The sequence below is a fragment of the Citrobacter sp. VF227 genome, from assembly GCF_052950715.1.
The window spans coordinates 1-431 of sequence record NZ_JBRFVF010000651.1; the positions used below are offsets into that span (position 1 = coordinate 1).

General features: G+C 32.5%; 1 protein-coding gene. It reads right to left on the reverse strand.

The genetic code is table 11. The annotated features are described in order from the left end of the window. Positions 1–431, reverse strand: a 431-nt coding sequence (locus ACU8YC_RS28375) for a transposase (RefSeq protein ID WP_446896443.1), incomplete at both ends; no start/stop codon positions are given.

A 431-nucleotide genomic window follows, 5' to 3' on the forward strand; every position in this document is an offset into this window, starting at 1 on the left:
ACATGATTGTCATAATGATGCTGCCCTCTTATTATATTCATAATCACCCAAAATAAAAGTTTTCTCGCTTTTTTATTACCACGCTTGTTGATGGTATCTCTACAGTGTGTATGACCTGATTGATATCGTTTGATATCAATGCCTACAAAAGCGTTGAGTTGTTTATTTGATTTAAATCGCTTAATATCACCAATCTCCCCAATAATCATAGCTGTGCTTAGCTTACCAATACCAGGTATCGAATGAATATTTTCAAAATAATCGAGTTGTTGTGCTAATTGAATCATGGCATCATCTAATTGTTTGAGATGATGAATAGATTGTTTTAATTGTTGAATAAGTAAGCGTAATTTTTCGACTAGAAAGGAATGTCTATCGACATTAGGATAGCTTTCTTGAGCAATCACTCTTAATTGAAGTGCATATTTTGT